This window comes from Thermomonas aquatica (assembly GCF_006337105.1).
Lineage (GTDB): Bacteria > Pseudomonadota > Gammaproteobacteria > Xanthomonadales > Xanthomonadaceae > Thermomonas > Thermomonas aquatica.
Map to the genome: position 1 here is coordinate 1,949,571 of NZ_CP040871.1, position 19,769 is coordinate 1,969,339.

Sequence of the window (19,769 nt, forward strand, 5' to 3'; positions counted from 1 at the left end):
GCGCGCAGCCTGCCACGTCGCGCGGCGCCGGTGTTAACGGGCCGCTGAGAAATGGTTGAGCTTCGTTTACGCCGGATCGCGCACCGTGCGCGGGCGCCGCGCCGGCGCGCAGAGGCCGTGCGGGAGCTCCATTGGATCACCATCCCCTGTATTCGCGGTTCCGACCGCTGCTGTGGCTCGGCATCGTGTTCCTCGCCGTTTCCGCGTTGAGCCGGCTCGCCCTGCTGCTGGCGACCGGCGGCGGCGTGCCGGCCACCTTCGGCAATTGGGCCTACGCCTTCGGCGTGGGCCTGGGCTACGACCTGCTGACCTTCGTCTATTTCGCCTGGCCATTGCTGCTGCTGCTGTGGCTGTTGCCGCGGCGCTGGCTGGCGCGGCGCTGGGGCAGCTTCCTGGTGGGTGCGCTGTGCCTGCTGCTGCTGTTCGTGATGCTGTTCGTCGCGGTCTCGGAATGGACGTTCTGGGAGGAATTCCAGGCGCGCTTCAACTTCATCGCGGTCGATTACCTGGTCTACACCACCGAGGTGATCGGCAACATCCGCGAGTCCTATCCGGTGGGCTGGATCCTGAGCGCGCTGGCGCTGGTCGGCACCGGCCTGTTCGTCGCCACCCGCCGCTGGCGGCTGGTGCGCAACGACAGCGCGCACTTCGGCGCGCGTTCGCTGGTGGCGGCCGCATGGCTGGCGTTGAGCGTGCTCGGCACCTGGCTGGTCACCGGCGACATGAAGGACCGTACCGGCAACACCTACGTCAACGAACTCGCCGGCAACGGCATCTACCAGTTCTTCGCCGCCTATCGCAGCGCCTCGCTGGACTACCCGCGCTACTACCGCACCATCCCCGCCGATGAAGCCTGGGCGCAGGTGCGCGCGCAGGTGGCCACGCCGGATGCGCAATTCGTCGGCCCCGCCGGCATCGCCCGCTGGATCCGCAACCAGGCGCCGGAGCGGCGGCTCAACGTGGTGCTGGTCAGCATCGAGAGCCTCTCGGCCGAATATTCCGGCACCTACGGGCGCAAGGGAACCTCGCTGACGCCGAACCTGGATGCGCTGTCGAAGGACAGCCTGGTGTTCGGCGACCTGTGGGCCACCGGCACGCGCACCGTGCGCGGGCTGGAGGCGCTCTCGCTGTCGGTGCCGCCCACGCCGGGCGAATCCATCGTCAAGCGCGAACACAACGAAGGCCTGTTCACCCTCGGCGAGGTGTTCCGCGGCAAGGGTTACGACGCGCAATTCCTGTACGGCGGCTACGGCGCGTTCGACAACATGAACTATTTCTTCGGCCACAACGGCTACGAGGTGCACGACCGCACCGAGATCCCGGACAAGGAGATCCACCACGCCAACATCTGGGGCGTGGCCGACGAAGACCTGTACACGATGGCGATGAAGCGCTTCGACGCCGATGCCGCGCGTGGCAAGCCGTTCTTCGCCCACCTGATGACGACCTCCAACCACCGCCCCTACACGTTCCCGGCGGGCCGCGGGCCATGGCCGCAGGGCGAGCGCGAAAGCGCGGTGGCGTACACCGACTGGGCGGTCGGCGATTTCCTGCGCCGCGCCAGCACGCACGCGTGGTTCAAGGACACCCTGTTCGTGATCACCGCCGACCATTGCGCGTCCAGCGGCGGGATCGCCTCGCTGCCGGCGTTCCGCTACCGCATCCCGCTGTGGATCTACGCGCCGGGCGGGCAAGTGGCCGCGGGGCGGCATGACCGGATGACCAGCCAGATCGACATCGCGCCGACGATTCTCGGCCTGCTCGGCATGGACTACTACAGCCAGTTCTATGGCGTGGACGTGTTCCAGCAGGCGCCGGGCCAAGAGCGCGCCTTCCTCGGCACCTACCAGCTGCTTGGATACCTGCGCAATGGGAAGCTGGTGCAGCTGGCGCCGCATCGCGAGGTGGAGACATTGCGCCCGGCTTACGGCTGGGATGAGCCACAACCGCCGTTGCCGGAAGATCCTGCGTTGACCCTGCAGGCGATCAGCTACTACCAGACCGCTGCGGAGGAATTCGCGAACGGCAAGATGCGGATGCCGGAACGACTGCCGGAACCTCCGGCCGCGCGCAGCACGACCGTACCGATGCAGGCTGCCGGCAAGTGAGCGAAGTCCGGCGCGAATGGGCAAGCAAGGTGCCGCAGGTCACCTTGCTGTTCTGGATCACCAAGATCGCCGCGACCACCCTGGGCGAAACCGGTGGCGACGCGGTCAGCATGTCCTGGCTGGGCGAAACCACGCCGGGCGCGACCGGCCTGGGCTATCTGATCGGCACGGCGATCTTCGCCGTGGTGTTCGCCCTTGCCGTGTGGGCGCAGATCCGGGCGAAGCGCTTCCACCCGTTCCTGTACTGGTTCGCGATCATCGCCAGCACCACGGTCGGCACCACCCTGGCCGATTACGTCACCCGCTCGCTCGGGATCGGCTACACCGGCGGTTCCGGCCTGCTGCTGGCGATGGTGCTGGCTTCGCTGTGGCTGTGGCATCGCACGCTGGGCACGGTGTCGGTGGACAGCGTGGGCGATCCGAAATCCGAGGCCTTCTACTGGCTGACCATCATGTGTTCGCAGACGCTGGGCACCGCGCTGGGCGATTGGGTGGCCGATACCGCCGGGCTTGGCTATACCGGCGGCATGCTGATCTTCGGCGGATTGCTGGCCGTCGTCGCGGCGCTGTATTTCTGGACGAAGACCTCGCGCACGCCGTTGTTCTGGGCGGCATTCATCCTCACCCGCCCGCTGGGTGCGGTGCTCGGGGATTTCCTCGACAAGCCGGTGGCAAGGGGCGGGCTGGAACTGAGCCGCTACAGCGCATCGTTGGCGCTGCTTGCGTTCATCGCCGCCGGCATCCTGCTGTTCCCGCAACGCGCGGCGGCGCGGGCGCATTGAGCCCGCCGGCGCGCTCAGGCGCCGCCGGCGAAGCCCCGTTGCCGCCAGGCCTCGAACACCATCACGGCGACGGTATTGGAGAGGTTGAGGCTGCGGTTGTTCGGCTGCATCGGCAGGCGCAGGCGTTGCGCTTGCGGGATCGCATCCAGCAGATCCTGCGGCAGGCCGGCGGTTTCGCTGCCGAACAGGAAGGCGTCGCCGGCGCGATAGTCGACCTGGTCGAAGCGGGTGGTGCCGCGCGTGGACAACGCGAACACGCGCGGCGATGAGCCATTGACCGCGGCGATCGCGGCAAGCGCGGCAGCGAGCTCGTCGTGCACCTGCATCGCCGCGTACTCGTGGTAGTCGAGGCCGGCGCGGCGCAGCTGCTTGTCGTCGAGGTCGAAGCCGAGCGGCTTCACCAGGTGGAGTTGCGCGCCGGTGTTGGCGCACAGGCGGATCACGTTGCCGGTGTTGGGCGGGATCTCGGGGCGGTGCAGGATGACGTGGAACATCAGCGTGCGCTCACCACGGCAACGACTCGCCGCGCCAGTCGAGGAAGCGGCCCGACTGTCCGGGCGTGGCCGCGTCGATCACGCGCAGCAGGCCGGCGACGGCATCGGCCGGGGCAACCTGCGCGTTCGCGCCGCCCATCTCGGTCTGCACCCAGCCCGGATGCAGGGCCAGCACCACGATGCCGCGTTCCTCCAGCGCGCGCGCCAGCAACACGCTGGCCATGTTCTGCGCGGCCTTGCTGATGTCGTAGCTGGGCGTGCCGAAGCGGGCGGTGTTGCCGATCGAACCCAGTTGCGAGCTGATGTTGGCGATGCGGCCGCCATCGGCCAGCAGCGGCGCCAGCGCCTGCGCCAGCAGGAACGGGCCGACCGCATTGGTGCGCAGGCTGTCCTCGAGGGTCGCCTGTTCGACATGGCCGAAGCGCTCGCCGGAATGCAGCACGCCGGCGTTGTTGACCAGCAGGTCGATGCGGCCCGCGTCGCCCAGCACCAGCGGCAGGTCGTGCACCAGGCTGGCGCGCGATTTCGCCTCGGCCACGTCCAGCGGCAGCACATGCAGGCGGCCCGGGTATTCGCCGGCCAACGCATTCAGCGAGGTCGCCTTGCCCGGGTGCCGGCAGGCGCCGACCACATGCTCGCCGCGGGCCAGCAACTGGCGGACGAATTCCAGGCCGATCCCGCGGTTGGCGCCTGAAATCAAGACGTTACGAGGCATTGCCGGCTCCCGGATGGCTTCCGGCACAGTGTATCGGCCCCGACGGACGGCTAACATCGGAAGTCTTTGCCGTCCGCTGGAGTCCTGCATGTCCGTGTTCCGTCCCGCCGCGCTCGCCCTTGCCCTCGCCACCGCGCTGTCCGCCGGCGCCTATGCGCCCGTCGTGCAGGCGGCGAACGCGCCTGCGGTCGACATCGCCTACGACAGCTTCGTCCTGCCGAACGGGCTGCGGGTGATCGTGCACACCGACCGCAAGGCGCCGATCGTCGCGGTCAACCTCTGGTACCACGTCGGCAGCAAGGACGAGCCCAGCGGCCGCAGCGGCTTCGCCCACCTGTTCGAGCACCTGATGTTCAACGGTTCGGAGAACTATCCGGGCGAGTTCTTCACCCCGTTCAAGGCGGTCGGCGTCACCGACCAGAACGGCACCACCAACACCGACCGCACCAACTACTTCGAGAACGTGCCGACCACCGCGCTCGACACCGCGCTGTGGATGGAATCCGACCGCATGGGCCACCTGCTCGGCGCGATCGACCAGGCCACGCTGGACGAGCAGCGCGGCGTGGTGCAGAACGAGAAGCGCCAGGGCATGAACCAGCCCTACGGCCAGCTGCGCGAGATCATCTCGCACACCATGTATCCGCAAGGCCATCCCTACCACCACACCACGATCGGTTCGTTGAACGACCTCAACGCGGCCAAGCTCGAGGACGTGAAGACCTGGTTCAAGACCTGGTACGGCCCGAACAACGCGGTGCTGGTGCTGGCCGGCGACATCGACGTCGCCACCGCCAGGGAAAAGGTGGCGAAGTACTTCGGCGACATCCCGGCCAGCCCGACCATGGCCCAGCCGAAGGTCGACGTGGCGGTGCTGAAGGCGAACGGCCGCACCGAGCTGGAGGACAAGGTCCCGCAGGTGATGGTGCGCCGCATGTGGAACGTGCCGCAGGTCGGCAGCCGCGACACCGACATGCTCGACCTGTTCTCCGACGTGCTCGGCGGCAGCGCCAGCTCGCGCCTGGACAAGCGCCTGGTGCACCAGGACAAGCTGGTCGACAGCGTCGGCACCGGCAACTGGGCCTCGCAGCTGGGCGGCAACTTCTTCGTCACCGCGATGGTCAAGCAGGGCGTGGACCCGGCCAGGGTCGAGGCGATCATCGACGAGGAGCTGAACAAGCTGATCGCCGAAGGCCCGACCGCCGAGGAGCTGGCGCGCGCCAAGACCAGCTACGAATCCAATTTCATCCGCGGCATCGAGCGCATTGGCGGTTTCGGCGGCAAGGCCGACGTGCTGGCCTCCTGCGCGATCTACGAGAACAACCCGGGTTGCTTCCGCGATTCGCTGAAGGCGGTCGCCAGCGCCACCCCGGCGCAGGTGCGCGCGGCGGCGTCGAAGTGGTTGAACAAGCCCAGCCATGTGTTCACCGTGAAGCCGGGTGCGCGCAAGGACCTGCCGGAAGACCCGGCGGGCACCCCGGCGCCGTTCGCGCTGCCCAAGCCGGATGCGAAGTACAAGACCACGGCCAGCGCGGTCGACCGCAAGGCCGGCGTGCCGATGCCGGCCAGCTTCCCCGACCTGAAGTTCCCCACCCAGCAGCGCGCCACCCTGTCCAACGGCACCACGGTGATCCTGGCCGAGCGCCACGACATCCCGGTGGTGCAGATGGACTACCAGTTCGCCGGCGGCTATTCGGCGGATCCGGCCGGCAAGCCCGGCATCGCCAACTTCACCGCCGGCCTGCTCGATGAAGGCGCGGGCGACCTCGACGCGCTCGGCTTCGCCTCGCGCAAGGAAGAGCTCGGCGCGCAGATCGGCGCCGGCGCCAGCCTGGACAGCAACGGCGCCACCCTGTCGGCGCTGAAGAAGAACCTGGAGCCGTCGGTGGCGCTGCTGGCCGACATGCTGCGCAAGCCGCGCTTCGACCAAGCCGAGATCGACCGCGTGAAGGGCCAGTGGATCGCCGGCATCAGGCAGGAGAAGGCGCAGCCCAGCGGCGCGGCCATGCGCGTGCTGCCGTCGCTGATGTTCGGCGCCGGCCATCCGTACGGCAACCCGCTCAGCGGCACCGGCACCGAGGCGGCGATTTCCGCGCTGACCCGCGCCGACCTGGTCGCCTTCCACCAGCGGATGATGCAGCCGAAGGGCGCGACCGTGATCGTGGTCGGCGACACCACCCTGAAGGAAATCGTGCCGGTGCTGGAGAAGCACTTCGGCGACTGGAAGGTCGATGGCGCCGGCGGCGCCCCGGCCATCCCGGCGGTGGCCAACGTCAAGCAGCCGCGCGTGTTCCTGATCGACCAGCCGGGTGCGGTGCAGGCCAACATCTTCGCCGCCGAGCTGGTGCCGTCGAGCAAGGACCCCGGCGCGATCGCCTTCGACATGGCCAACATGGTGTTCGGCGGCGATTTCACCGCCCGCCTCAACATGAACCTGCGCGAGGACAAGCACTGGTCGTACGGCGCCAGCAGCCGCGCCGGCGGCGCGGTGGGCCAGCGCATGTGGCGTGCCTCGGCGCCGGTGCAGATCGACAAGACCGCCGAATCGGTGGCCGAGATCAAGCGCGAGATGGCCGAGTTCTTCGGCGGTGCGCGCGGCACCACGGCCGAGGAACTGGCGCGCCAGCAGAAGGGCATGACCCTGAGCCTGCCGGGTGCGTACGAGACCGCCGGCGCGGTGATGAACACCATCGGCAGCAACGTGCTGTACGGCCGCCCGGACGACTACGTGTTCCAGCGCAAGGCCGCGATCGAGGCGATCACCCCGGCGCAGGTCGACGCCGCGGCGAAGACCCTCGATCCGAACGGCATCACCTGGGTCGTGGTCGGCGACCTGAAGAAGACCGAGGCGCCGATCCGTGCGCTGAACCTCGGCGAGGTCACCATCCTCGACGCCGACGGCAAGCCGGTGCCCGCCGCGAAGTAATCGCCAGCAAGCCGCGCAGCCCGCCGCCACGGCGGGCTGCGCGTTTCCATCGCAACCCATCCGAGAACGCCATGCCCAAGACCGCCATCCTCAGCCTTGCCCTCGCCGCCGCGCTGTCCGGCGCCCTCTACGCGCCGCAGGTGCAGGCCGCGCAGCCCGCCGCCATCGACATCCCCTACGAGCAGTTCACCCTGCCGAACGGCCTGCGCGTGGTGGTGCACACCGACCGCAAGGCGCCGGTGGTCTCGGTGCATGTCTGGTACCACGTGGGCAGCAAGGACGAGCCGAAGGGCAAGACCGGCTTCGCCCACCTGTTCGAGCACCTGATGTTCAACGGCTCGGAGAACCACCCGGGCGAGTACTTCGACCCGTTCGAGAAGGCCGGCGTCTCCGACATCAACGGCACCACCTGGTTCGACCGCACCAACTACTACGAGACCGTGCCGACCACCGCGCTGGACATGGCGCTGTGGATGGAATCCGACCGCATGGGCCACCTGCTCGGCGCGATCGACCAGAAGACCCTGGACGAGCAGCGCGGCGTGGTCCAGAACGAGAAGCGCCAGGGCGACAACGAGCCCTACGGCCGCAGCGAGTACTACATGCTGGCGGGCACGGTGCCGGCCAACCACCCGTACCACCACAGCACCATCGGTTCGATGGAAGACCTCAACGCGGCGTCGCTTGCGGACGTGAAGAGCTGGTTCCGCGATTACTACGGCGCGGCCAATACCGTGATCGTGCTGGCCGGCGACATCGACGTCGCCACCGCGAAGGAAAAGGTGGCGAAGTATTTCGGCGACATCCCGGCCGGCAAACCGGTGCCGCAGCAGGCCAAGTGGACCGCGCCGCGCGAGGCCTCGACCCGCGCGCAGATCGAGGACCGCGTGGCCCAGGTACGCATCACCCGCACCTGGAACATCCCTGGCCGCGGCGATCGCGACCTGGCCCTGCTCGACCTTGCTTCCGACGTGCTCGGCGGCGGCAAGAGCAGCCGCCTGTACCAGCGCCTGGTCTACCAGGACAAGCTGGTCGACAACGTGTCCGTCTCCGTCCAGCCGTTCGAGCTGGTCAGCAGCTTCAACTGGGAGGCCGACGTGAAGCAGGGCGTCGATCCCGCCAAGGTCGAGGCCGCGGTCAACGAGGAATTGGCGAAGTTCATCGCCACGGGCCCGACCGAGGAAGAACTGGCGCGTTACAAGGCGACCAGCTACGCGGCCAACGTGCGCAGCCTGGAGCGCGTCGGCGGCAAGGCCAGCCGCTTGGCCGAATCGCTGATCTACCTCGGCAGCGCGGATGGCTGGAAGCGCGACTTCGACTGGTACCAGTCCGCCACCGCCGCCGACGTGCAGGCCGCGGCGAAGCGCTGGCTGAGCAAGGGCGACTTCACCCTGACCGTGGTGCCGGCCGCCGGCGAGCCGAAGGACGCGCCGATCGTCAGCCTGCCGGCAGGCAAGCGCCCGGCCGACATCCCCGGCGCGCCGACCGACAAGTTCACCACCACCGCCTCCGCCGTGGATCGCAGCAAGGGCGTGCCGGAGGTCTCCAGCTTCCCCGACCTGAGCTTCCCGGCCGTGCAGCGCGGCAAGCTGAAGAACGGCATCGAAGTGGTGCTGGCCGAACGCCACAGCGTGCCGGTGGTCAATGTGGCCCTGCAGTTCGATGCCGGCTACGCCAGCGATGCCGCCGGCAAGCTCGGCACCGCCAGTTTCGCCGCCAGCATGCTGGACGAAGGCACCGCGACGCTGGACTCGGTGCAGATCGCGCAGACCCGCGAGCGCCTGGGCCTGAACCTGTCCACCGGCTGCGGGCTGGACGCCTGCACCGCCAACGCCAACCTGCTCAAGGCCAACATGGCGCCGTCGCTGGCCCTGCTCGCCGACGTGGTGCGCAACCCGGCGTTCCGCGATGCCGACATCGAGCGCCAGCGCGCGCAATGGCTGGCCGGCATCGCCCAGGAGAAGACTCAGCCGGTCGGCCTGGCCCTGCGCGTGCTGCCGCCGCTGGTCTACGGCGCCGGCCATCCGTACGCGATCCCGTTCTCCGGCACCGGCAACGAGGCCTCGATCAAGGCGCTGGGCGCCGCCGACCTGCGCGCCTGGCAGTCGGCGTGGCTGCGTCCCGACAACGTGCGGATCATCGTCGCCGGCGATACCACCCTGCCGGAAATCACCAGGCAGCTGGATGTCGTGTTCGGCGATTGGCAGGCGCCCGCGGCGAGCAAGGGCGCGAAGTCGATCCCGCAGGTCGCCGCGCAGGCCAAGCCGCGCGTGTTCCTGATCGACAAGCCCGGCGCGCAGCAGTCGCTGATCCTGGCCGGCCTGCTGGCGCCGTCGACCACCGCGCCGAACAACCTCAACATCGAGACCATGAACGATGCGTTCGGCGGCCTGTTCTCCGCGCGCCTCAACATGAACCTGCGCGAGGACAAGCACTGGGCCTACGGCTCCTACAGCTTCATGAGCAATGCCAAGGGCCAGCGTCCGTACATGCTGTACGCGCCGGTGCAGACCGACAAGACCGCCGAATCCGCCGCCGAGCTGCTGAAGGAAGCGCGCGAGGTGATTTCGTCGCGTCCGCTGACCGCGGCCGAGATCGCCAAGGTCAAGGACAGCAGCGTGCGCAGCCTGCCCGGCGGTTACGAGACCATCGGTGCGGTCGCCGGCGCGCTGGCCGACAACGCCCTGTACGGCCGCCCGGACGACTACGTGGCGACCCTCAAGCAGCGCATGGAAGCGCAGCGCGATGCCGACGTGCAGGCCGCGGCGAAGGACATCGTCAAGCCGGATGCGCTGACCTGGGTGATCGTCGGCGACCTGTCCAAGATCGAGGCCGGCGTGCGCGCGCTGAACCTGGGCGAGGTGCAGGTGGTCGATGCCGACGGCAAGCCGGTGGCGAAGAAGTAAGCGAACCGTTCAGCCATGAGCGCACGATGCCGGCGACACTGCCGGCATCGTGCTTTCTGGAGAAGCGGAATGCGTTCGATCCTGCTGCTGGCCGCGCTGCTGGCGACCTCGGGCTGTACCTTCGTGCACATGGCCCCCGGCGCGGCCGAGGTGAAGGTGCTGGCCGCCGCGCCGAGCTGCGAGAAGCGCGGCGAAGTCGAGGTCTCGGTCAAGGACCGGCTTGGGCCCTACGAGCGCAGCGAATCGCAGGTCCGCGACGAACTGGAGACCCTGGCCCGCAACGAGGCGCCCGGCGTCGGCGCCGACAGCATCAGCCCGATCACCCCGCCCAGGGACGGCGAGCAGCGCTGGGCGATGTGGCGCTGCGCCGGCTGAACCGGGCTTCGACCCCGGTCACGGTTTGCTCGATACGCCAGCGTACTGGGATGAAAACCGCTATCCTGCGCGGTTCCGGTGCGAGCCTCGCGCCTGCGTGAGTGTTCGCCCATGCTGTTCCAACATGTTGCCATCGCCGGCCTGGCCCATATCGACGCGCCGCGCCGGCTGTCCTCGGAAGAGATCAATGCGCGGCTGAAGCCGACCATGGACCGCCTCGGCATCAAGACCGACGTGCTGGGCGAGATCGCCGGCATCCATGCGCGCTACCTGTGGGAAGACAATGTGCAGGCCTCGGACGTGGCCACGCTTGCTGGCGTGAAGGCGCTGGGCGATGCCGGCATCGACCCGGACAAGGTCGGCCTGCTGGTCAATACCTCGGTCAGCCGCGACTACCTGGAGCCGTCCACCGCCTCCATCGTCAGCGGCAACCTGGGCCTGCCGGACACCTGCCAGAACTTCGACGTGGCCAATGCCTGCCTGGCCTTCATCAACGGCATGGACATCGCCAGCCGGATGATCGAGCGCGGCGAGATCGACTACGCGCTGATCGTTGATGGCGAAACCGCCAACCTCGCCTACGAGAAGACCCTCGAACGCCTGGGCCGCGAGGACGCGACCGAGGAGCAGTTCCGCAACGAGCTGGCCACCCTGACCCTGGGCTCGGGCGCCGCCGCGATGGTGCTGGCCCGCGCCGAACTGGCCCCGGGCGCGCCGCGCTACAAGGGCGGGGTGACCCGCGCCGCGACCGAGTGGAACAAGCTGTGCCGCGGCAACCTGGACGGCATGGTCACCGATACCCGCATGCTGCTGATCGAGGGCATCAAGCTGGCGCAGAAGACCTTCGGCGCGGCCAAGCAGGCGCTGGGCTGGGTCTCCGACGAACTGGACCAGTTCGTGATCCACCAGGTCAGCAAGGTGCACACCGCCGCCTTCACCAAGGCGATCGGCATCGACCCGAAGAAGGTCATGACCATCTTCGGCGAGCACGGCAACATCGGCCCGGCCAGCGTGCCGATCGTGCTGTCCAAGCTGCGCGAACTCGGCCGCCTGAAGAAGGGCGACCGCGTGGCCCTGCTCGGCATCGGTTCGGGCCTGAACTGCTCGATGGCCGAAGTGGTCTGGTAAGGCCGCGGTTTCGATTCCAGGGGCCGGTTCGCCGGCCCTTTTCATTGCAGGATCCGATGCGCGATTTCCCCGACTATCCGTTCCAGCCGCAGCGCTTCGACGTGCGTCCCGGCATCGCCATGTCCTTCCTCGACGAAGGCCCGCGCGACGGCGAAGTGATCGTGATGCTGCACGGCAATCCGTCGTGGAGCTTCTACTGGCGGCACCTGGTCGCGGGTTTGCGCGACAAGTACCGCTGCATCGTGCCGGACCATGTCGGCATGGGCCTGTCGGATCGTCCCGATGACGCGGCTTCGGCGCAGCCGCGCTACGACTACACATTGCAGTCGCGCATCGACGACGTTGATGCCCTGCTCAAGCACCTCGGCATCGACGGCCCGGTGACGCTGGCGGTCCACGACTGGGGCGGGATGATCGGTTTCGGCTGGGCGCTGCGCGATCCGGCGCGGATCAAGCGACTGGTCATCACCAATACCGCCAGCTTCCCGCTGCCGCAGGCCAAGCGCTTCCCGAAACGGTTGGCGATGGGGCGCGATTCGCGCCTGGGCGGCTGGCTGATCCGCAGGTTCAACCTGTTCGCACGCGGCGCGGCCTGGTTCGGCACCGAGCGTGCGCTGTCGAAACCGGTGCGCGAGGCCTACGCCGGCGTGTACGACGGCTGGGACAACGCGATCGGCACGCAGCGCTTCATGCAGGACATTCCGTTGCATGCAGGCGACCGCGCATGGCCGCTGGTGCAGGCCGCCGCCGCCGCGCTGCCCGGCTATTCGGATCGGCCGGTGTTCATCGGCTGGGGCCTGCGCGACTTCGTGTTCGACGTGCACTTCCTCGACGGCTTCCGCAAGGCGCTGCCGCGGGCGATCGTGCGCGACTTCGACGATGCCGGCCATTACGTGCTGGAGGACAAGCACGAGGTGCTGGTGCCGGCGATCCGCCGCTTTCTCGACGCGAATCCGCTGGCTGCGGGCGCTTGATGGATTTCGCCGCGCTCGACCGCAGCTTGCGCGAGACCGCGCTGGACTTCGCGCTCGACGCCGGCGAGAAACAGCAGCTGCGCGAGCTCGGCCAGCAGCTCGATGCCGGGCGCATCCGTTTCCTGCGCAACCGCGCCTTCGACATCGCCCGCGAGGCGATGCTGGCCAAGCCCGGCGAAACCCTGGACGCGCTGCGCTGGCTGGAGCAGGTGGTGAAGACCCTGGACGTGGCGAACGAGACCGCGACGGTGGTGTCGAGCGCCTATTTCTCGCCCGGCGACACCTGCCTGCGCCGGCTGTCCGACCTGATGCGCGGCTGCCGCGGCACGCTCGACATCTGCGTGTTCACCATCGCCGACGACCGCCTGACCGACGCCATCCTCGACTGCCACGCGCGCGGCATCCGGGTGCGCGTGCTCAGCGACAACGACAAGCAGTACGACAGCGGCAGCGACATCGAACGCCTGCGCACGCATGGCATCGAGGTGCGGCTGGACGACAGCCCGGCGCACATGCACCACAAGTTCGCCGTGTTCGACGGCCGGGTGCTGGCCAACGGCAGCTTCAACTGGACCCGCAGCGCCACCCGCGACAACGACGAGAACCTGGTGGTCAGCGACGACGCCAACCTGGTGCGGGTGTTCGGCCTGCAGTTCGAGAAGCTCTGGCAGCAGTTCGGCTGAGGCCTCAGGCCTCGGGCAGCGGGTTCTTCTCGGCCTCGTCCACGCCGATCCAGTCGTCGGGCGTCAGCGCCTGCAATCCGTGCGCGATCCGCGCCTTGTCGCATTGCGCGCTCGCGGCGCCGAATTCCCACGAGGCCGGCACCAGCGCGCACACCGATGGCCGCCGGTCGTGGATGGTGCAGCGCGAGTAACGGCCGATGTCCGCATCCAGCGCGATGCAGCGCGGCTGCGCCTGCGAGGTGCCGCGCATGACGCGTTCGTGGGTGCGCAGCGGTTCGGTGAGTTCGAACGGCACCACGCCGCCCAGTGCGGGGTCGGCCTCCGACCAGTGGAAGCTGACCCGGAAGAAGGCGCAGCAGGCGCCGCAGGTGAGGCAGGGGTGTTCGACGGGCATGGCGCGCATTGTCGGCGACAATGGCGGCATGAGCGAACCCTGCAACATCGCGGCCGCATTGCCCCGTCTTGCCCGCGAGCGTCCCGACCAGGTGGCGATGCGCTGCCCCGGCCGCAATGGCGCGTACGAGGTCGAATTGACGTATGCGCAACTGGACGCGCGCAGCGACGCCATCGCCGCCGGCCTGGCCAGGCGCGGCATCGTCCGCGGCACCCGCGCGGTGGTGATGGTGCGGCCGACGCCCGAGTTTTTCCTGCTGATGTTTGCCCTGTTCAAGGCCGGCGCGGTGCCGGTGCTGGTCGATCCCGGCATCGACCGGCGCGCGCTGAAGCAATGCCTGGACGAAGCGCAACCGGAGGCGTTCATCGGCATCCCGTTGGCGCTGCTGGCGAAGGCGCTGCTGGGTTGGGCGAAGTCGGCGCGCGTGCGCATCACCACCGGCAGGCGTGCATGGCTGGCCGACGCGACGCTGGGCGATGTCGAGCGCGACGGCGCGGGCACGCTTTTCGAAGCGGGCGGCCCGCAGCTGGCCGACACCCGACCGGACGATGTTGCGGCATTGCTGTTCACCAGCGGCAGCACCGGCGTGCCGAAGGGCGTGGTGTACCGGCATCGGCATTTCATCGCGCAGATCGCGATGCTGGGCGACGCGTTCGGGATCGAGGCCGGCGGCATCGACCTGCCGACCTTCCCGCCGTTCGCGCTGTTCGATCCCGCACTCGGCCTGACCTCGATCATCCCGGACATGGATCCCACGCGACCGGCCAAGGCGGATCCGCGCAAGCTGCATGCGGCGATCAAGCGTTTCGGCATCACCCAATTGTTCGGTTCGCCGGCATTGATGCGCGTGCTCGCGGAACATGGCGAACCGCTGCCCACGGTGAAGCGGGTGACCAGTGCCGGCGCGCCGGTGCCGCCCGAAGTCGTGTCGAAGATGCTCGAACTGCTGCCGCCCGATGCGCAGTTGTGGACGCCCTACGGCGCCACCGAATGCCTGCCGGTCGCCGTCATCGAAGGCCGCGAGCTGCTGACCCTGCGCGAACGCACCGAAAGCGGCAGCGGCACCTGCATCGGCCGGCCGGTGCCGCCGAACGACGTGCGCATCATCGCCATCGACGACGAGCCGATCGCCGATTGGTGGCAGGCGACCCTGGTGCCCGATGGCGTGGTCGGGGAAATCACGGTGGCCGGGCCCAGCGCCACCGATGCCTACTTCAACCGCGATGCGCAGACGCGGCTGGCGAAGATCCGCGAAGGCGACCGCATCGTGCATCGCATGGGCGATCTCGGCTGGTTCGATGGCGAGGGCCGGTTGTGGTTCTGCGGGCGCAAGTCGCAGCGGGTGGTGGTCGACGCCGTCACCACGCTGTGCACGGAACAGGTCGAGCCGGTGTTCAACGCCCATCCCGACGTGGCGCGCAGCGCGCTGGTCGGGGTTGGGCCGAAGGGCGCGCAGCGGCCGGTGCTGTGCGTGGAACTGCGTCCCGGTGCGGGCAGGCGGGAATGGCCGCGCATCCAGCGGGAATTGCGGCGCATGGCCGATGGCCTGGTGCATACCGCCAAGGTCGACGCCTTCCTGCACTATCCGAAGCCATTTCCGGTCGATATCCGCCACAACGCCAAGATCGGCCGCGAGAAGCTCGCGGCATGGGCGGCCACCCAAGCCCTCGAGGACAGCGCATGAAGATTCTGGTGACCGGCGGCGGCGGTTTCCTCGGGCAGGCCTTGTGCCGCGGGCTGGTCGCGCGCGGGCATGACGTCGCCAGTTTCAATCGCGGCCATTACCCGGCGCTCGATGCCATCAGCGTGAAGCAGATCGCGGGCGATCTTGCCGACCGCGACGCGGTGATGGCGGCATTCGCGGGCGGTTTCGACGCGGTGTTCCACAACGCCGCGAAAGCCGGCGCCTGGGGCAGCTACGACAGTTATCACCAGGCCAACGTGGTCGGCACGCAGAACGTGCTGGAGGCCTGCCGCGCACACGGCATCGGCAGGCTGGTCTACACCTCCACGCCCAGCGTCACCCATCGCGCGACCCATCCGGTCGAAGGCGGCACCGCCGAGACCGTGCCCTACGGCGAACACTTCCAGGCACCGTACGCGACCACCAAGGCCATCGCCGAGAAAGCGGTGCTGGCGGCCAACGATGCCAGCCTCGCGACCGTCGCCTTGCGCCCGCGCCTGATCTGGGGCCCGGGCGACAACCAAATCCTGCCGCGTTTGGTCGAACGCGCGAAGGCCGGGCGCCTGCGCATCGTCGGCAGCGGCGGCAACAAGGTCGACACCACCTTCATCGACAATGCCGCGCAGGCGCATTTCGATGCCTTCGATCATCTCGCCCCGGGCGCGGCCTGCGCGGGCAAGGCCTACTTCATCAGCAACGGCGAGCCGTGGCCGATGCGCGACGTGCTCAACGGCCTGTTGCGCGCAGCGGGCGCCCCGGAAGTGCACAAGCACCTGCCGTTCCGCGTGGCCTACGCCGTCGGCGTGGTGTGCGAAGGCCTGTGGTCGGTGCTGCCGCTGCAGGGCGAGCCGCCGATGACGCGCTTCCTGGCCGAACAGCTCAGCACCAGCCATTGGTATTCGATGGCGCCGGCCACGCGCGATTTCGGGTACGTGCCGAAGGTGACGATGGCGGAAGGGTTGGAGCGCTTGCGGGCGTCGTTTCATCGCTGACGCACCGTCTCGGTTGGCGGGCATGCGCAGCCGCTCCATCCAGTCATCCACGACTGAGTCGCGGGCGCGGGCCATCCATGGCCCGCTCTGCGCACGCCCGCCAACCGAGACGGCGCTCCCGATCACTGTCGCGAGACGAAGCCCATACAATGCCCGCATGACCGAAGCGCCCTTCAACTGGAAGCAACCCGCCGGCAAGGCGCTGGAAATCGCGCTCAACCGCGCGCTGGCGCTGGACGAGGAAACGCGCGCGGCATTGAAGGCGCTGGATGGCCAATGCGTCGCGGTCACGCTCACCTCGCCGCCGCTGGCCGTGCAGGTGCGCGTCGAGGGCGATGCCCTGCGCGTCGGTCCGCTGGATGCCGAGCGCGAGCCCGACCTCGGCGTGCGCAGCACGCTGATGGGATTGCTGGGGCAGTTGCCGATGTTCCGCCGCGACGACGCGCCGCCGATCGGCAAGCTGCGCATCGAAGGCGATGCCGAACTCGCGCGCCGCCTGCAGCAATTGGCGAAGAATTTCGATCCCGACTGGCAACTGCCGTTCGTGCGCGTGTTCGGCGACATCGCCGGCGTGCAGATCGCCAAGGCGCTGGCCGCGGGGTTGAAGCAGGCGCAGGTCGCCGGCAGGAACCTCGCCGAAACCGCCGCCGAATACGTGACCGAGGAAAGCCGCGACGTGGTGCCGCGCGCCGAGCTCGATGCCTTCCACGACGACGTGGACGCATTGCGCGACGACGTCGAGCGCATCGCCGCGAAGATCGCGCGCCTGCAGCGTGCGCGCGGAGCGTCCGCATGAAGTCCGCCTTGCGCGCGATGCGGATCGGCCGGGTGCTGCTGCGCTATCGGCTCGACGACCTGCTCGACGGCACGCCGGCCGAGCGCTGGCTGAAGCTGATGCGCCCGTTCGTGCCGAAGGCACCGGCGCAGATCGCGGCGCTGCCGCGTGGCGCGCGCCTGCGTTTGGCGTTGCAGGACCTCGGGCCGATCTTCGTCAAGTTCGGGCAGATCCTCTCCACCCGCCGCGACCTGGTACCGCCGGACATCGCCGAAGAGCTGACCCACCTGCAGGATCGGGTCGCGCCGTTCGACGGCGAACAGGCGCGCGCGCTGGTGGAGCAGGCGCTGGGCCGCAGCGTGGGCGACGCCTACGAGAGCTTCGACACCACGCCACTGGCCTCGGCCTCGATCGCGCAGGTGCATGCGGCCACCTTGCCGGGCGGACGCGAGGTGGTGGTCAAGGTGCTGCGTCCCGGCATCGACCAGCAGATCGCCGCCGACATCGCCCTGCTGAAGAGCGTGGCCGGCATCGTCGAGCGCACCCATCCCAGCGCCGACAAGATCCGCCCGCGCGAGATCGTGGCCGAGATCGAGAACACCCTGGCCGCCGAACTCGACCTGCAGCGCGAGGCCGGCAACGCCTCGCTGCTGCGCCGCAACTGGATCGATTCGCCGGACCTGTACGTGCCGGAAGTGATCTGGTCGCACACCGCCGAGCGCGCGATGACGCTGGAGCGCGTGCGCGGCATCCCGTCCGACGACATCGCCAAGCTGGACGAGGCCGGCATCGACCGCAAGCGGCTGGCGGCCAAGGGCGTGCGCCTGTTCTACCAGCAGGTGTTCCGCGACAATTTCTTCCATGCCGATGCGCACGCCGGCAACATCTGGGTGGACGCCACGCGCAAGGAAAACCCGCGCTTCATCGCGCTGGATTTCGGGATCATGGGCCAGCTGTCGAGCGAGGATCAGTACTACCTCGCCGAGAATTTCATGGCGATCTTCAACCGCGATTACCGTCGCATCGCCGAACTGCACGTGCAGGCCGGCTGGATGCCGGCGCATATCCGCATCGACGAACTGGAAGCGGCGGCGCGCGCGGTCTGCGAGCCGTACTTCACCCGCCCGCTGAGCGAGATCTCGCTGGCCGAGGTGCTGGTCAAGCTGTTCCGCACCGCGCAGCGCTACGAGCTCACGTTGCAACCGCAGCTGATCCTGCTGCAGAAGACCCTGCTCAACATCGAGGGCGTGGGCCGCCAGCTGGATCCGAAAATCGATATCTGGGCGGTGGCGAAACCCGTCCTCGAAACGATCCTCATCGAGCGCTACAGCCCGCAACGACTGGCCGGCGAATTCCGCAAGCGGCTGCCGGAAATGGTGACGCGCGCGCCGGAAATGCCGCGCCTGCTGCATGCCTGGCTGCAGCAGCAGGTCGAGGGCAAGCACGAGTTGCGCATGCGCTCGCAGGACATCCGCGAGTTGAACCAGACCCTGCACGCGCTGCAGCGGCGCACGGTGTCGGCGATCCTCGGCACCGGCCTGCTGATCGTGGCGGCGCTGATGTATGCGCTGGATGCGGGTGGGCCGAAATTGCTGCAACTGCCGGTCTCGACCTGGATCGCCGGCCTCGGCGGCTTGTGGGCCTTGCTGGCGGCGTGGCCGCGGCGCTAGCGAGTTCTGCCGCGCTGCGGGCAGGCGTATCCTCCGGGCTCCCTTCGCGAGGATCCTCCATGACCACCAAGGCCTACGGCGCGCACGCCGCCGACCAACCCGTCGTCGCCCTCGACATCGAGCGCCGCGCGCCCGGGCCGCGCGACGTGCAGATCGACATCGCCTATTGCGGCATCTGCCATTCCGACCTGCACACGGTGCGCTCGGAATGGCCGGGCACGCTGTACCCCTGCGTGCCCGGCCACGAGATCGTCGGCCACGTGAGCGCGGTCGGCGGCGAGGTGCACGGCTTCAAGGTCGGCGACACCGTCGGCGTCGGCTGCCTGGTCGGCAGTTGCAAGCACTGCGCGTCCTGCGACGAGGGCCTGGAGCAGTACTGCACGAATGGTTTCGTCGGCACCTACAACGGGCCGACCGCGGACGCGCCCGGGCACACGCTGGGCGGCTATTCGCAACAGATCGTGGTCGACCAGGACTTCGTCCTGCACATCCGCCATCCGCAGGAACAACTGGCGGCGGTCGCGCCGCTGCTGTGCGCCGGCATCACCACCTATTCGCCGCTGCGGCACTGGAACGCCGGGCCGGGCAAGAAGGTCGGCATCGTCGGCATCGGCGGGCTGGGCCACATGGGCATCAAGATCGCGCATGCGATGGGTGCGCACGTGGTGGCGTTCACCACCAGCGAATCCAAGCGCGCCGAAGCGCACAAGCTCGGTGCCGACGAGGTGGTGATCTCGAAGGATCCTGCGCAGATGCAGGCGCATGCCGGCAGCTTCGACTTCATCCTCAACACGGTGGCCGCGCCGCACGTGCTGGATGCGTTCACCGCGTTGCTCAAGCGCGACGGCACCCTGTGCCTGGTCGGCGCGCCGGCATCGCCGCACCCGAGCCCGAGCGTGATGGGGCTGATCTTCGGCCGCAAGGCGATCGCGGGCTCCTTGATCGGCGGCATCGCCGAGACCCAGGAGATGCTGGATTTCTGCGCCGAGCACGGCATCGTGTCCGACATCGAGATGATCGATGCGCAAGAGATCGAAACCGCCTACGAACGCATGCTCAGGAGCGACGTGAAGTACCGCTTCGTGATCGATACCGCGTCGATGTGAGCAGCAGCAAGAAGCCCGGGAATTCCCGGGCTTCCTGATGGCAGCAGACGGATCCGG

Annotated in this window: 16 protein-coding genes; 13 read left to right on the forward strand and 3 right to left on the reverse strand. The window is 68.6% G+C overall.

The window, feature by feature from the left end:
- The first annotated feature begins 131 nt into the window (after window positions 1–131).
- Window positions 132–2,108, forward strand: a complete 1,977-nt coding sequence (locus FHQ07_RS09270) for an LTA synthase family protein (protein WP_139716534.1) — start codon at window positions 132–134, stop codon at window positions 2,106–2,108.
- On the forward strand, window positions 2,105–2,890 hold the full coding sequence (locus tag FHQ07_RS09275; protein ID WP_206202313.1) for a COG4705 family protein: 786 nt from the start codon (window positions 2,105–2,107) through the stop codon (window positions 2,888–2,890). Before FHQ07_RS09270 ends, FHQ07_RS09275 begins: the two co-directional genes overlap by 4 nt.
- A gap of 14 nt (window positions 2,891–2,904) precedes the next feature.
- Here the strand turns inward: FHQ07_RS09275 and FHQ07_RS09280 are convergent, their stop codons facing one another.
- Both FHQ07_RS09280 and FHQ07_RS09285 read right to left on the reverse strand, forming a co-directional pair.
- Window positions 2,905–3,384 carry a tRNA (cytidine(34)-2'-O)-methyltransferase gene (locus tag FHQ07_RS09280; protein ID WP_139716535.1) on the reverse strand — a complete coding sequence of 160 codons (480 nt, stop codon included), beginning with the start codon at window positions 3,382–3,384 and terminating at the stop codon, window positions 2,905–2,907.
- A gap of 10 nt (window positions 3,385–3,394) precedes the next feature.
- Entirely contained in the window at window positions 3,395–4,099 is a 705-nt protein-coding gene (locus FHQ07_RS09285) for an SDR family oxidoreductase (protein ID WP_139716536.1), read from the reverse strand.
- Between the two features lie 88 nt (window positions 4,100–4,187).
- Between FHQ07_RS09285 and FHQ07_RS09290 the strand changes: the two genes are divergently transcribed.
- The 6 genes from FHQ07_RS09290 to FHQ07_RS09315 all read left to right on the forward strand — a co-directional run bounded on the left by FHQ07_RS09290 (window position 4,188) and on the right by FHQ07_RS09315 (window position 13,091).
- The gene (locus FHQ07_RS09290; protein WP_139716537.1) at window positions 4,188–7,025 is read left to right on the forward strand and encodes a M16 family metallopeptidase; all 2,838 of its coding nucleotides are present in this window, start codon (window positions 4,188–4,190) and stop codon (window positions 7,023–7,025) included.
- A gap of 71 nt (window positions 7,026–7,096) precedes the next feature.
- Window positions 7,097–9,931 carry a M16 family metallopeptidase gene (locus tag FHQ07_RS09295; protein WP_139716538.1) on the forward strand — a complete coding sequence of 945 codons (2,835 nt, stop codon included), beginning with the start codon at window positions 7,097–7,099 and terminating at the stop codon, window positions 9,929–9,931.
- Window positions 9,932–10,000: 69 nt separating this feature from the next.
- Window positions 10,001–10,306, forward strand: coding sequence for a DUF4156 domain-containing protein (locus FHQ07_RS09300; RefSeq protein ID WP_139716539.1), 306 nt, complete (start codon window positions 10,001–10,003; stop codon window positions 10,304–10,306).
- A 111-nt stretch (window positions 10,307–10,417) separates the two neighbouring features.
- Complete coding sequence (locus FHQ07_RS09305; RefSeq protein WP_139716540.1) at window positions 10,418–11,434, forward strand: 3-oxoacyl-ACP synthase III; 1,017 nt, start codon at window positions 10,418–10,420, stop codon at window positions 11,432–11,434.
- Window positions 11,435–11,490: 56 nt separating this feature from the next.
- On the forward strand, window positions 11,491–12,408 hold the full coding sequence (locus FHQ07_RS09310) for an alpha/beta fold hydrolase (RefSeq protein WP_139716541.1): 918 nt from the start codon (window positions 11,491–11,493) through the stop codon (window positions 12,406–12,408).
- A complete protein-coding gene (locus FHQ07_RS09315; protein ID WP_139716542.1) occupies window positions 12,408–13,091 on the forward strand; it encodes a phospholipase D-like domain-containing protein in 684 nt (227 codons plus the stop codon). The genes FHQ07_RS09310 and FHQ07_RS09315 overlap by 1 nt, the downstream gene beginning before the upstream one ends.
- A gap of 4 nt (window positions 13,092–13,095) precedes the next feature.
- On the opposite strand, the gene FHQ07_RS09320 is transcribed toward FHQ07_RS09315, so the two are convergent.
- A complete protein-coding gene (locus FHQ07_RS09320; protein WP_139716543.1) occupies window positions 13,096–13,485 on the reverse strand; it encodes a YkgJ family cysteine cluster protein in 390 nt (129 codons plus the stop codon).
- Window positions 13,486–13,513: 28 nt separating this feature from the next.
- Between FHQ07_RS09320 and oleC the strand changes: the two genes are divergently transcribed.
- The 5 genes from oleC to FHQ07_RS09345 all read left to right on the forward strand — a co-directional run bounded on the left by oleC (window position 13,514) and on the right by FHQ07_RS09345 (window position 19,712).
- Entirely contained in the window at window positions 13,514–15,169 is a 1,656-nt protein-coding gene (gene oleC / locus FHQ07_RS09325; RefSeq protein ID WP_139716544.1) for an olefin beta-lactone synthetase, read from the forward strand.
- Window positions 15,166–16,161, forward strand: coding sequence for a 2-alkyl-3-oxoalkanoate reductase (gene oleD, locus FHQ07_RS09330; RefSeq protein ID WP_139716545.1), 996 nt, complete (start codon window positions 15,166–15,168; stop codon window positions 16,159–16,161). The genes oleC and oleD overlap by 4 nt, the downstream gene beginning before the upstream one ends.
- Before the next feature lie 157 nt (window positions 16,162–16,318).
- Window positions 16,319–16,957, forward strand: coding sequence for a ubiquinone biosynthesis accessory factor UbiJ (locus FHQ07_RS09335; protein ID WP_139716546.1), 639 nt, complete (start codon window positions 16,319–16,321; stop codon window positions 16,955–16,957).
- On the forward strand, window positions 16,954–18,606 hold the full coding sequence (gene ubiB, locus FHQ07_RS09340) for a ubiquinone biosynthesis regulatory protein kinase UbiB (RefSeq protein WP_139716547.1): 1,653 nt from the start codon (window positions 16,954–16,956) through the stop codon (window positions 18,604–18,606). Before FHQ07_RS09335 ends, ubiB begins: the two co-directional genes overlap by 4 nt.
- 59 nt (window positions 18,607–18,665) lie before the next feature.
- A complete protein-coding gene (locus FHQ07_RS09345) occupies window positions 18,666–19,712 on the forward strand; it encodes an NAD(P)-dependent alcohol dehydrogenase (protein ID WP_139716548.1) in 1,047 nt (348 codons plus the stop codon).
- Window positions 19,713–19,769: the final 57 nt, after the last annotated feature.

Coding starts and splice junctions, on each gene's coding strand:
- oleD (WP_139716545.1), top strand. CDS start 15,166: ATGAAGATTCTGGTGACCGGCGGCGGCGGTTTCCTCGGGCAGGCCTTG.
- FHQ07_RS09285 (WP_139716536.1), bottom strand. CDS start 4,099: ATGCCTCGTAACGTCTTGATTTCAGGCGCCAACCGCGGGATCGGCCTG.
- FHQ07_RS09310 (WP_139716541.1), top strand. CDS start 11,491: ATGCGCGATTTCCCCGACTATCCGTTCCAGCCGCAGCGCTTCGACGTG.
- ubiB (WP_139716547.1), top strand. CDS start 16,954: ATGAAGTCCGCCTTGCGCGCGATGCGGATCGGCCGGGTGCTGCTGCGC.
- FHQ07_RS09315 (WP_139716542.1), top strand. CDS start 12,408: ATGGATTTCGCCGCGCTCGACCGCAGCTTGCGCGAGACCGCGCTGGAC.
- FHQ07_RS09345 (WP_139716548.1), top strand. CDS start 18,666: ATGACCACCAAGGCCTACGGCGCGCACGCCGCCGACCAACCCGTCGTC.
- FHQ07_RS09335 (WP_139716546.1), top strand. CDS start 16,319: ATGACCGAAGCGCCCTTCAACTGGAAGCAACCCGCCGGCAAGGCGCTG.
- FHQ07_RS09295 (WP_139716538.1), top strand. CDS start 7,097: ATGCCCAAGACCGCCATCCTCAGCCTTGCCCTCGCCGCCGCGCTGTCC.
- oleC (WP_139716544.1), top strand. CDS start 13,514: ATGAGCGAACCCTGCAACATCGCGGCCGCATTGCCCCGTCTTGCCCGC.
- FHQ07_RS09305 (WP_139716540.1), top strand. CDS start 10,418: ATGCTGTTCCAACATGTTGCCATCGCCGGCCTGGCCCATATCGACGCG.
- FHQ07_RS09300 (WP_139716539.1), top strand. CDS start 10,001: ATGCGTTCGATCCTGCTGCTGGCCGCGCTGCTGGCGACCTCGGGCTGT.
- FHQ07_RS09290 (WP_139716537.1), top strand. CDS start 4,188: ATGTCCGTGTTCCGTCCCGCCGCGCTCGCCCTTGCCCTCGCCACCGCG.
- FHQ07_RS09320 (WP_139716543.1), bottom strand. CDS start 13,485: ATGCCCGTCGAACACCCCTGCCTCACCTGCGGCGCCTGCTGCGCCTTC.
- FHQ07_RS09280 (WP_139716535.1), bottom strand. CDS start 3,384: ATGTTCCACGTCATCCTGCACCGCCCCGAGATCCCGCCCAACACCGGC.